Below are 12098 nucleotides of genomic sequence, written 5' to 3'. Positions count from 1 at the left end.
ATGGTTCCTGTGCCGGTAATCAGAGTTTGGTAACGGTGGCACGGGCCAGGCCGCGCTCTTCCAGGAAACCGAGCAGATAGCGGTGTCCAAAAGCCTTGGAACCGGAAGCGAAGCCGACCTTGTTGGTGTCGTCGTCGAGCAGCCTGATCGCCGCCGCGGCCTGTAGGGCACCGGTGGAAATATAGGGTGTGACGCCATGTACGGTAGCGCGCACGGCGGACAGGTGACCGCGGCCGATAGCGATGTCGACGCTGCGTTGCAAGGTGGTGCGTTCGCGGGGCGGCATACTCGGCGTGGTGGCCTCTACCAGGCTCTTCACCACCGCGTCCTGCTGCTCCTTGGACAAGTGCTTGTATTCCGCTTCCCACTTCTGGCTCAGGCCATGCACCATTGGCATCACATTGTTGTCGTAGAAACCGACCGCGGAGGTGCAGGCGCGCACGCGCGGATCATGCTCGAAGTAAATTGGCAGCGAGGTTCCCCCCCAAGGCAGGCAGAAAACCGGCTGCATGAAGTTGGGGTCGACAATGTTGAACGAAGCGGTGGCGGGGTGCTGCACCAGCTTGTTTTCCCACAGGTAGAACTGCTCCCGGTGGAATAATTCGAAAATCGAGGCCGCCGAGCCCAGGCTGACCCCGGCGACATCACGCGGGCCGCGGCACAGGGCGGCGGTTTCCAGCACGTCGATGCCGGGGGTTTCCAGCGCCAGTTCGGCGGCGATCTCGGAGAAGCTGAACATGTAGGACAGCGATGGCGAAACCAGCAGGCCAGCCTGACGATAGAGCTCGCCAAATTGCTCGCGAACCTGACGGACGTAGCTTTGCTCGCCGGTGGTATCTATGTGGTGGCAGCCGGCCTTGAGCGCGGCCTCGACGGTGGTCAGACCGAAGTTGACGAAGGGGCCAACGGTGTTGCAGACCACTTTGGCCCCCTTGAAGGCGGCGCTCAGCGATTCGACGTTGTGCTCGGCCTCGATGATTTCATAGGTCGCGGACTCCAGGCGTACCACACGTTGCGCCATCATTTCCTGCGCGCGCTTGGCATCGCGCGCCACAGCGGTGAAGGGGATGTTCTGGTCGATCAGCCAGTCCATGGTCAGCATGCCGGTGTAACCACTGGCGCCATAGACAACTACGGGGAATTTAGCCATTTTTTGCGTCTCTTGTTTTTCGGGTTTTGGGTAGCTGCAAGCATCAATTCTGTGACCAGCCTTCGGCATAGAGCTGTTGGCACAGGAGGCCAACACGCATCGTGATGATGGTGTTCTCACCATCCTCGATCAGTGCAGAGCGGGCATCGCGGAAGATTTTTTCGATCGGGTATTCGCGTGAGGTGCCCGCGCCACCGAATAGCTGCAGTGCCTCGCTGGCAACCTTCATGCACTCTTCGGTGACCGTTACCTTTGCTGAAGCTGTCGCGTAGGGGTGAGCGCACGGTGACAAACGCGCATAGGCCAGTGACCGCCGAGCGACGCCGCGCGCCAGTTCAACGCGGCGCATCATGTCGCCCAGGCGGTAGCGTGTGAGCTGATGGTCGATCAGCAATTGGCCGCCCTGTTTGCGTTCATGGCAATACTGCAAAGCCATTTCGAAGGCCGAGCGGGCGACGCCGGTGAACACCTGCGACATGTGCGTACCGGCGTAGGACCAGGCCGAGGATTGGTTGCCGTAATATTGATCTTTCAGGGCGACGGCAAAGCGGCGTGGTATTTTCACGTTGCTGAAATAGATTTCGCCCTGTGGCAGGGCGCGCTGACCGATTTTGTCCAGCGGCTTGCCGCGTGAAATACCGGGCAGGTCGAGCGGGATGATCACAGCTACGCCGTGGGGTCTGCCATCGGCATCGAAGTAGCCGTCACCATAGTCAGCGGTCATGTGAGCCAGCGCGACTTGCGCCACGGCACCGTTTGAAACCCAGGCCGAACATTGGCCATTGATAACGATCTCGTCCTTGCCGACTTTGGCGCAGAGGCTGCCCTTATTGCCTTCCTGCCCGGGCGGCCATTCGCGCTTCATGTCGTAGATCATGAGATCGCTGCCTTTGTCCGGGTGAGTCACCATCCAACAGCCGATCTTGCCCGTGCAGAGCTCTACGAGCTCTTGATTGCCGGCGGCCATGGCCATTTGCAAGGGAGCACCGCAGACAACCAGGGAAATCCCCAGGCCGGCATCGCCCCACCCCATTTCCTCGCCGATCAGTGACTCAAGACGAACGGCGGTCTGGGGTTCGAACTGAGAGAAGAAAGCTGGCTCGATACCGAGCTTGGCCGCCTCTTGAAACACCGACCAGAATGGCGAGTCTGGTGCGCACACGTCGGCGGCACTCATTTTGTCGAGCTCCCGGCCGATGGGGCGTAGTACGTGTTTGGCAAACTGATGCACCGTCTGCTGTATGGCGCGCTCTTCTTCGGTCAGCGGCGTTTCAAAGCCAGTCAGACCGACGGCAGGCAATCGCAGGGTTTCGTGCAATGTGATCATTGTGAAGGCCTCGCCTGGAGTTGTGATCGATCTGCCCCGCACTTATGCGAACGGCGGAAATTCGGGTGATTATTGTTCTTCCCGACATCGACAACTCACCTGAAAAGCGGTCATATTTGTCAAAATATGCTCATCCCGAGATGCCCATGAATCCGCAGCAACAGGTCCATGAAACACTGGGATTGCCCTTGCTGGGCGGCCTGGTGTGCAGTGAAATCCCCTTGTATGCGGAGCGCTATTTCCTGCATACGACTGATCTATCCGTCCCGCCCGTTGACTTCATGGCCCTGCTGACCCAGTTCGGTGGCTCGCGGGCGGATGAGGGGGCAGGGGGCGAGTTGCGCTCAACATCGATGCCCCGCTTGTCAATGCTGCTGCCTGCAGGTTGTGCCACTCAATGGCACTATTCCGGCAGCATTGATTTCGCGGTTTTTTATCTGCCCGAGCGCACTGATGGCGTGTTTCGACAATTGCGTGAGCTATGCGCTGGCGCGCAGGCGCCATTGCCCGTCAGTGATGGTTTGGTGAGCGCGGCGGCCCGGCAATTGATGGATGAGCTAAGTCTTGGGAAAGGGGCTGATCAGGGGTTCATGGCAAGATTGGCCATGGTCATGCTTGAGCAGGTGTATCGTGCGCTACGAGTTGACGCGAGCAGAGGTATTTATCCGCCGCATATTCATCTGGCGCGCCTGCATACGGTACTGGTCTTCATTCGCGAGCATCTGGGGCAGGAACTGTCGATCAGCACGCTGGCTGGCCAGGCGGGTGTCAGCCCGGCTCATTTTCGACGGCTGTTTCAGCGCGCCATGGGTATGCCGCCCCATCGCTATGTAATGAATGTACGATTGGAACATGCGCGTGATCTGCTCATGCAGACCGATCTTCCTATTTTGCATGTGGCACTGGAGTGTGGTTTCAGTTCTCAGAGCCACCTGACGGCAGCGTTCAAGGTTGCGCACGCCAGTACACCGGCCGAATACAGAGCCCTGGCTGGAAGGTAGCGGATTCTCACTGCACCGAAAGTACGCAAGCGGCTTGCGTTGGATTGCACCGGGGTTCAAACCCCCGGACCATTCCATGGTAGTGTTCGACCGTTTGGAACTGTATCCAGCGACCTTCAGACGCTCCTTGGGTAGGCGTCTATCAACCACCAGGGTCTGAAAGAAATGGATTGCATAGAGCCCCAACTGATCCTCAAAACCACACCGCCGCGTAGTCAGAAATCAGCACGGATGCGAAACCGCCTGGGTATCCAGACCCAGGAACTGACAGACAAAGTGGTGATCGCCGTTCAAGCGCCGGCAGGCTTCGGCAAAACCTTTCTGCTGACCCAATGGCGTCGTGAATGTTTGTCTCACGGCGCCGTGGTGGCCTGGATGACGCTGGATGCACAGGATGATGGTGCGCGTTTTGTCCAGGGGCTGGGAGTTGCCATGGCAATTGGCAGCGGTCGGCCATCGTTTGCCCGCGCATTCGAACCTATTGCGGGACTGGGGCGTGACGAACAGGAAGGGCTGACGCAGTGGTTGGCGGAAGTGGCCGATCTGGGTAGCGAAACCGTATTGATTCTGGATGAAGTGGATACCCTTCCCGAGTTGACGATCCGTTACTCCCTGACGTACCTGTTGCACAACGCACCGGCCAATTTGCGCATCATCATGGCCTCTCGCACACGGTTGAATCTGCAGGTGGCGGACCTCGCGGCAAGCGGGCTTTTCACGACGATCATGACAGCGGCTTTACGGCTGAATGTGGAAGAGGCGGTCGCCATCCTCAATGACCGTTTCGGCGCAAGGGTTGATGCCGACGTCTGCGTGCGGCTGCACGAGATAACCGAAGGCTGGCCGCTTGGTCTGCAATTAGCGATTTCGGCGTTGGAGAAGAGCCCGAATCGAAGTGCGGCAGTCGAAGAGTTGTCGACTTGCCTGGGTGATATCCAGCGTTATTTCGTCGACAGTTTGCTGGCACATCTTCGGGAGGAGCAGGTTCGCTTTCTGACCGGCATTGCAGTGTTGGAAATGGTCCAGCCCTTGTTATGCGAGGCGCTGACGGGCAACGCTCGCTCGGGTGAATTGCTGAAGGAATTGTGTGCCTCGACACCGATTTTTGTTGAAAGTATCGACAGTGACTGGGTGCGCATCCATCCATTGGCGCGGGAATTTCTGCTCGGCCGTTTTGCCGACTTGCCGTTGGAGGAACGTCAGGGTTATCACCGGCGCGGCGCTGTGTGGCTGGAGCACCACGGTTTCCTGGAGCAGGCCGCCCGGCAATATCTGTTGGCCGGCATGCCCCAACCGGCCTATACGTTGATCGGCAAATGCCTGTACGAAGTCGCGTTGCAGGGGCAATTCAGCCGGGTGCTGGAGTGGGTCGAGGAGCTTGGCCCCGCTGACGTGTTGTCGCATCCGCGCATCTGCCTGGCGGCGGCCTGGACATTGGCAATGGGAGCGCGTCAGGCAGAAGCGGCGCAATTGATTGCGGCTATTGAACAGCATCCATCCGCCGACGAGGCGACACGTTGTGAAGCGGCCGCCATCGCCGCCGCCGCCGCCTTCTTTGCGGACCGTCCGGATCAATCGCATCAACTCATCATGCCTTGGGTCGATCGATTGCCCTCATTCTCAATCACGGTGCAAGCCTTGGTCGCGAATCTGATCGCCCGGCTGACGCTGTTGCAGGGACAACCGGAGAAAGCCCGACGAATCCTTCAGCGAGCACCGCGTTACGCGGGTAGTACTGGCCTTGATGCCATACGCGGGTATGGCGAGTGGGTGGTCGGTCTTGCTTATTTATACGAGGGTCGAATGGTGTCGGCGCGTACTGCGTTGCACGACAGCCTGTTGCATGCCGAACGGGACATCGGTCGGCGCAGTCCGGTGGCGGTCATATTAGCGAGCGCTCTGGCGACGGTGTTGCTGGAACAGGGGGAAGTCCAGGAGACCGCTACGGTGCTGGCGAACAGGCTGGATATCGTTGAGCGTTTGGCCTCTCCCGATGCGATTGTGCAGGGTTTCCTCGCCGCCTCTCGACTGGCCTCACTCCAGGGGCAGGGGCATCGCGGGCAGGATCTGCTCGAGGCGTTATTCGCCCTTGGAGAAGAGCGAAATATTCCACGATTCTGCATTGCCTCCCTGGGAGAGCAAATACGCCTGCATGCCTTGCAGGGACGCAGCGATACCTGTCAGGCATTATGGCGCCGGCTGGACAGTTTCACGCCGGTTATTGCCCGTGAGCGAGCAGGGTTGCTGGGTCCGGAGCTGGACTTGCTGGCCGGGGTAGCCAACGCTTATGCCTTACTGGCCCAACGTGACTGGGAGGCGATGCTGGTGGTGCTGGACAGGGTTGGCGAAACAGCCGAATACCTGCGTCGTGGGCGAGACATCGTGCAGATCAAGCTGCTCAGGGCGCTGGCACTTCGGGCGACCGGACAGGGCGGCACCGACTATTTGCTGGAGGCTGTCAGCCTCGCGCAAGAAAACGGTATGTTACGCGTGGTGCAGGACACCCATCCGGACCTGATCAAATGGAAGCAGGCGCTCCAGCGTGATACCGTCAATTTGCTTGCGGCGACCTCTACGCCCGCACCTGTTCCGCGACCGGAATCCACCCCCTTGAGCGTGTCCCCGAGTCGTCTCTTGACGCCCAAGGAGCGCGAGGTGTTGCAGCTATTGGCTCGCAACCTGTCCAACAAGCAAATCGCCCTGGCGCTGAATGTCGGCGAGGAAACCGTGAAGTGGCACCTGAAAAACCTGTTTGGAAAATTCCAGGCCGGCACAAGACAGCATGTAGTCGCGCGCGCATACATGCTGGGAATTCTCGAGACAGCGAGCTGATGCGAACTCACCACCCGAGGTGATCCGTTCGGATCATCCTTTAACTCCCCCCCCTAATCCGATTTCCAGCCACCCCCCCAGTCAATGGGGGGGTACGCTTTTCGACTTCGCAATAGTCTGAATCCACAAAAGCACCAACGTATCGGTGAGTGGGAGCAGGTTTATGTCTGTAAAAGTGCTGATCGCCGGTGCAGCAATGGTGCCGTTTCTACCGCTGGGTGGCTCTGACAGTCATGCGGCATTGGCGGGGCAAGCCATTCGTGCAGCGCTGGCCGATGCGCGGATCGACTATGACCTGGTCGACCAGGTGTTTACTTCCTGCGTACACGCAGAAGCCGGTATCGCCGAGCAAATGTTGTCGCAGATTGGCTACTCGGGGGTGCCGACTTTCAGCCTCGGCGATGGCTGTGCGTCGGCCAGTAGTGCTTTCCATCTGGCCCGCAATAGCCTGCTGTGCGGCCAGGCTGAATGTGTCCTGTTGGTGGGTGTCGAGTGCATGCCGGCACACATCTCCAATCGTGAGTTTTTCGGTTTGAAAGATCTCGCTCGCGATGAGTCGGCAACGCTCAGGCAGGATGAGAACCCCATCGGCTTTATCGAGCGTCGACAACAACCGGCGCTGCTGTTCGCGGCCCAAACCAGTTGGTTATTGACACGCATGGGCATTGCTCAAAGCAGCTTCGATCAAGTGCTTGAGCGGGCACGGGCCCAGGCCGGACGCAATCCCTACGCCGTGTTGAACCGAGTGCCGGATCGCGACGGCTGGCTCCCGCCTTATCTGTGCCCGCCCGCCTGCGGTGCGGCGGCCATCCTGCTCTGTACCCCGGCCTTCGCCCTGCGCTTCGGCGCTCGGGCGGACGTCACCGTGCTGGCCAGTGTCAGGGGCAGTGACAGCGCTTCAGAGCAGGAAGCGGGTTGCGTGCTGGATGTGCTCGGACAGGCGACCACCCGGCGAGTCGCGCAGTTGGCCTATCAGCAGGCGGGCCTCGGTGCGGAAGACATCGACGTGGTTGAACTGCACGACCAAAGCGTCGGCGACTTCATGGTCAATAGCGCCGCGCTGGGCTTTTGCCGGGAGGACGAGATCGATCGATTCGTGCAGCAAGGACACCGCCTGAAAGGACAGATGAATGCGGTGTGTCCATCGGGTGGCTTGCTGGGACGTGGTCACGCCCCGGGTGCCACCGGGTTGGCGCAACTGGTCGAGTTGGTCTGGCAACTGCGCGGCGTGGCCGACGGCAGGCAAATTGCTGGTGCCCGCACGGCTTTACAACATAGCACCGCCCTGGGCCGGGCGGTGTCGGTCACCCTTTTGCAGCGCACCTGAGAGGAGGCTCACTACGCCGTGATTCAACCCATGACTTTTCGTAAACCATAGAGCAGGTGGCAAGCTAGATGAACAAAAATAATAAGATCTGCCATGCAAACCTTCGCAAAGGGTTGTTGGCCTCCGCCATTCTCACCGGCCTGGGCATCGCGCCCGTAGGGGCTGTGGAGATCAACACGGGGAATGAAGACTTTGCGGTTCGCTTCGACAACACGCTGAAGTTCAACTACGCCCAGCGCGTGGAAGCCCCCAACAGCAAGTTGGCCAATTCGTGGAACAACAATGACGGGGATCGCAACTTCTCCTCCGGCAGTCCCGTTTCTCAACGACTGGATGTGCTGACCGAACTGGACGTGGTTTACAAAGAAAAAGTCGGTTTCCGTGTCAGCGCCAACACCTGGTACGACCACGCCTACGACGATATTGGCAGCGATAACGCCTCGACCAATCAGCTCAACAACGGTAAGCCGGACTCTCGTCATCAAAGCGGTTACGCCGATCGGTATTACAACGGTCCTTCTTCGGAAATCCTTGATGCCTTCGTGTTTGGCAGCACGGAAGTCGGCGATGAGTCACTGCTCAGCGGCAAGCTCGGCAAGCACACCGTTTACTGGGGTGAAAGCATCCTCGCCTTTGCCCATAGCAATAGTTATGGCCAGTCCGGTCTGGATATTTCCAAGTCGCTGGCGGTCCCGGGAACAGAAGCCAAAGAACTGTTCATTCCGCGTAATCAGTTGTCCACCAGCCTCACGGTCAACCCGGAACTGACCCTCGCCGCGCAGTACTTCCTGGACTGGGACGCCGCGCGGTTGCCGGAGTCGGGCACTTATCTGGGGTTCAACGACGGCATTCAAAATGGCGGGCACAACCTGTCGTTGATCGGCGGCCGAAACCCGCTGTTCGGCACACCTGGCCCACTGGGTGCCAACCAGTTTTTACGGCTGTCCAACGGGCATACTTTTACCCCGGACAACCAGGGTGACTTTGGCCTGATGGCCAAGTGGAGCCCGGAATGGCTGCAGGGTACGCTGGGTTTCTACTACCGCAAAACCTCCGACATTCTGCCCAACCTGGTGTTGCAGCCAACGGCGGTCGGCCCTGCGCAACTGATCTCCGGCAATGCCGGCAGCTACAACCAGTTCTATGTCGACGACATCGATATCTACGGTATCAGCCTGTCGAAAAGCATCGAAGGTGTCAGCGTCGGTTTCGACCTGAACTATCGCCACAACATGCCGCTGGCCAGCGTGCCGGCAACGGTCAATCCGGTAGCCGGTGCTGCCGGTTTGCCTGGCTTCATCAGCAGCTTTGATGGTGATAACGGCGTGGCCCGGGGCAACACCGTGCACGCGGTGCTCAACGGCTTGACCACTTTCGGTGCGACACCGGTCTGGGACAGTTCGACCTTGCTGGTTGAAGTCGCCTACAGCCGCTGGCTGGACGTCACCGAGAACAAGCAGCTGTTCAAAGGCGAAGACTGGTATCGCGGTGTCGACAAGGTCACCAAGGACAACTACGTCCTGGGCGTCAACTTCAACCCGACCTGGTATCAGGTGTTCCCCGGTATCGATATGTACTTGCCGGCCAACTACAACGTCGGCCTTGCGGGCAACTCGTCGGTTCAGCTCGGGGGTAACAAGGACTCCGGCAGTTACTCGGTGGGCGTTGGCATGGACGTGCACAACCAGTACCGGTTTGACCTGAAGTACGTGGACAACTTTGGTCCGTTCGACACCTGCGGCTCAGCCGGTGGTGCAGGTGCACAGGGCGAGGGTGCCGCACCAGGGGCCAACGGCCAATACAACTGCGTACCGGGGCAGACCACTGCTTTTGGCGGTACTCAGCCTCAGCTCAAGGATCGGGGCATGGTCACTTTGACCTTCAAAACGACCATTTGATCGAAGTCTTTGCTTGATAGCAGGAGTCACTCCATGAAGTTCGTCAATACGCTTTTGTTCACTGCCTTGACCGTTGCCATCGCGGGTGCGGCACACGCAGCCGTGTCCCCCGATGAAGCAGCCAGACTCGGCAACAGCCTGACAGGCGTCGGCGCTGAAAAGACCGGCAATGCCGACAACACCATTCCGCCCTACACCGGCGGTCTCACTACGGCGCCGGCCAGTTTTCAACCGGGTAGTTCGTTCCGTCCGGACCCTTATGAGGCCGACAAGCCACGCGTTGTCGTCGATGGCAAAAACGTCAGTCAATACACCGACAAACTGACCGCAACCACGCAAGAACTGCTCAAGCGTTACCCGACGTTCCGGGTCGATGTGTTTCCGACTCATCGCAGCGTTGCGCTGCCTCAACGGTTGCTGGATAACACCGCAAAAAACGCCGTCGGCACTAAAACACTCGAAGGCGGGGTAGCACTGGAGAACGCGTTGCCGGGCGTTCCGTTCCCGATCCCGAAAGATGGCTATGAGGCCATGTGGAACCACTTGCTGCGGTATCAGGGGTATGCCACCAATTTGAAATATGACTCCTGGAACGTCGACAGTTCCGGGAGGGCAATTCTGGCCACGTCCGGTAATGCCTATCTGGAATACCCGCTGTACGATCCCAAGCGTATGGACCCGGCGAAAGAAACGGATCTGTTCTTCAAGACCAAACTTTACTACCAGGCCCCGGCCCGTCGCGCTGGCGAAGCCATCCTGGTGCAGGATGCCGTCAACCCTCTGAAAATGGAGCGTCGTGGCTGGCAATACCTGCCAGGTCAGCGCCGCGTGAAACTCGCACCGGATATCGCCTACGACACGCCAAACCCTGGCTCGGCCGGTGCTTCGACCTATGACGATGCCTGGGTATTCAACGGCGCAATGGACCGTTACGACTTCAAACTCGTCGGCAAGAAGGAAATGATCATTCCTTACAACACGTACAAGTTGAACTATCACAAAGTCGCTGCGGATATCACCACGCCGCATCACGTCAATCCGGACCTGATGCGCTGGGAGTTGCACCGCGTGTGGGTAGTCGAAGCCACGCTGAAACCGGGCAAACGCCACATCTACAGCAAGCGCACCTTCTACCTCGACGAAGACAGCTGGATCGCCCTGGCTTCGGATGAATATGACGCCAGCGGCAAGCTGTACCGCGGGTCCTTTGCACACATGGCATACAGCTATGACGTGCAGGCGCCGAACTCCGATAACCACATGATTTATGACCTGGTCTCTGGCAGCTACAACATCACCGGCATCTACGGGCCGTACGGCGGCGTCAAGTACATCGACCCGCTTTCGAAAGCGCAATGGGCACCTGAGTCATTGGCCGGCACGGGTATTCGCTGAGCCATAACGCAGGTGTTTTCTTGTCGCCGACAGTGTGTATCGCACTGTTCGGCGGCTTTTTTGCCGAGTAGACCTCATGAATACATTTAGATGGATTGCGCTCACTGCGCTAATTTTGGCGTTGGCTGCCCCATTCACCAGATCCGTCGTCGCCGCTGACTTTGTCGACGTGCTGTCGAGCCCCGCGATTCAGAGTGACAAGGCGATTGGCGGGGTGTTCACCGGGTTGACCCGTGCAGGTCAGCGCCTGGTCGCCGTGGGCCAACGCGGCCATATTTTTTATTCCGATGACAACGGCGTCCGCTGGCACCAGGCAGAAGTGCCGGTGAGTTCCGATCTGGTGGCCGTGCATTTTCCGAGCCCGACGCAGGGGTGGGCGGTCGGGCACGACGGCATTGTGTTGCACAGCGACAACAGGGGTGAAACCTGGAAGCGTCAGCTCGATGGCCGTCAGGTGGGGCAGATCATGCTCGAACATTTTCAGAGGCAAGAAGGGCAACAGCCCAATGATGCGTTATTGGCCGAGGCTCAACGAATGGTCGATGAAGGGGCTGACAAACCTTTTCTGGACGTTTGGTTCGCCAATGATAAAACCGGATATATCGTCGGCGCGTTCAATCTGATTTTCCGCACTGAAGACGGCGGCCGGAGCTGGGTTCCGTTGATGGATCGCACCGACAATCCGGGAGCACTGAATTTCTACGGGATACGAGCAATTGGCGATGACCTGTTCATTGTCGGCGAGCAAGGCCTGGTATTGAAACTGGACCCGGCAACGCAACGCTTCATCAACCTCCCGACACCCTACGGCGGCAGCTATTTCGGCATCACCGGCAAGCCGGGCTCGGTGCTCGTTTATGGCCTGCGGGGCAATGTTTATCGCAGCGTCGATCACGGCGTGAACTGGGACAAGGTTGAAGTGGGGCTGTCCTCAAGCATCACCGCGAGCACGATCACCGCCGACGGCCGAATCATCCTGGTCAGCCAGGCCGGGCATGTGCTTGTCAGCACCGACGACGGCGCCAGTTTCACGCTAAAGCCACAAGACCGCCTGGGGCCCGCCGCTGCGGCGCAGGCCATCGCATCAGACGTCGTGGTGGTCGCGGGCGCACGGGGCTTGCGCCAGTTGCCCTTCGAATGAGCCCACATCCCACATAATAAAAAGAGA

General features: G+C 59.0%; 8 protein-coding genes. 6 read left to right on the top strand and 2 right to left on the bottom strand.

Annotated features, from left to right (window positions below; genetic code table 11):
• Positions 1–19: 19 nt before the first annotated feature.
• Both ACM6IT_RS24725 and ACM6IT_RS24720 read right to left on the bottom strand, forming a co-directional pair.
• Positions 20–1150 carry a saccharopine dehydrogenase family protein gene (locus ACM6IT_RS24725; protein WP_056723185.1) on the bottom strand — a complete coding sequence of 377 codons (1131 nt, stop codon included), beginning with the start codon at positions 1148–1150 and terminating at the stop codon, positions 20–22.
• Positions 1151–1193: 43 nt separating this feature from the next.
• Positions 1194–2477 carry an acyl-CoA dehydrogenase family protein gene (locus ACM6IT_RS24720; RefSeq protein WP_414918894.1) on the bottom strand — a complete coding sequence of 428 codons (1284 nt, stop codon included), beginning with the start codon at positions 2475–2477 and terminating at the stop codon, positions 1194–1196.
• A gap of 65 nt (positions 2478–2542) precedes the next feature.
• On the opposite strand from ACM6IT_RS24720, the gene ACM6IT_RS24715 reads away from it, so the two are divergent.
• The 6 genes from ACM6IT_RS24715 to ACM6IT_RS24690 all read left to right on the top strand — a co-directional run bounded on the left by ACM6IT_RS24715 (position 2543) and on the right by ACM6IT_RS24690 (position 12071).
• Positions 2543–3478 carry a helix-turn-helix domain-containing protein gene (locus tag ACM6IT_RS24715; protein WP_414914774.1) on the top strand — a complete coding sequence of 312 codons (936 nt, stop codon included), beginning with the start codon at positions 2543–2545 and terminating at the stop codon, positions 3476–3478.
• 231 nt (positions 3479–3709) lie between these two features.
• A complete protein-coding gene (locus ACM6IT_RS24710; protein ID WP_414918893.1) occupies positions 3710–6310 on the top strand; it encodes a LuxR C-terminal-related transcriptional regulator in 2601 nt (866 codons plus the stop codon).
• A 163-nt stretch (positions 6311–6473) separates the two neighbouring features.
• Entirely contained in the window at positions 6474–7637 is a 1164-nt protein-coding gene (locus tag ACM6IT_RS24705) for a thiolase C-terminal domain-containing protein (protein WP_414918892.1), read from the top strand.
• Positions 7638–7705: 68 nt separating this feature from the next.
• Positions 7706–9535 (top strand): DUF1302 domain-containing protein, encoded by a 1830-nt coding sequence (locus ACM6IT_RS24700; RefSeq protein ID WP_414918891.1) that lies wholly within the window; start codon positions 7706–7708, stop codon positions 9533–9535.
• Between the two features lie 33 nt (positions 9536–9568).
• On the top strand, positions 9569–10930 hold the full coding sequence (locus ACM6IT_RS24695) for a DUF1329 domain-containing protein (protein ID WP_056723175.1): 1362 nt from the start codon (positions 9569–9571) through the stop codon (positions 10928–10930).
• 76 nt (positions 10931–11006) lie between these two features.
• Positions 11007–12071 carry a YCF48-related protein gene (locus ACM6IT_RS24690; RefSeq protein ID WP_414918960.1) on the top strand — a complete coding sequence of 355 codons (1065 nt, stop codon included), beginning with the start codon at positions 11007–11009 and terminating at the stop codon, positions 12069–12071.
• Positions 12072–12098 lie beyond the last annotated feature (27 nt).

This window comes from Pseudomonas sp. IT-P4 (assembly GCF_949767755.1).
GTDB lineage: Bacteria > Pseudomonadota > Gammaproteobacteria > Pseudomonadales > Pseudomonadaceae > Aquipseudomonas > Aquipseudomonas monachiensis.
This window is presented reverse-complemented; position numbering and strand designations above follow the sequence as displayed.

Coding starts and splice junctions, on each gene's coding strand:
- ACM6IT_RS24725 (WP_056723185.1), bottom strand. CDS start 1,150: ATGGCTAAATTCCCCGTAGTTGTCTATGGCGCCAGTGGTTACACCGGC.
- ACM6IT_RS24720 (WP_414918894.1), bottom strand. CDS start 2,477: ATGATCACATTGCACGAAACCCTGCGATTGCCTGCCGTCGGTCTGACT.
- ACM6IT_RS24710 (WP_414918893.1), top strand. CDS start 3,710: ATGCGAAACCGCCTGGGTATCCAGACCCAGGAACTGACAGACAAAGTG.
- ACM6IT_RS24705 (WP_414918892.1), top strand. CDS start 6,474: ATGTCTGTAAAAGTGCTGATCGCCGGTGCAGCAATGGTGCCGTTTCTA.
- ACM6IT_RS24700 (WP_414918891.1), top strand. CDS start 7,706: ATGAACAAAAATAATAAGATCTGCCATGCAAACCTTCGCAAAGGGTTG.
- ACM6IT_RS24695 (WP_056723175.1), top strand. CDS start 9,569: ATGAAGTTCGTCAATACGCTTTTGTTCACTGCCTTGACCGTTGCCATC.
- ACM6IT_RS24690 (WP_414918960.1), top strand. CDS start 11,007: ATGAATACATTTAGATGGATTGCGCTCACTGCGCTAATTTTGGCGTTG.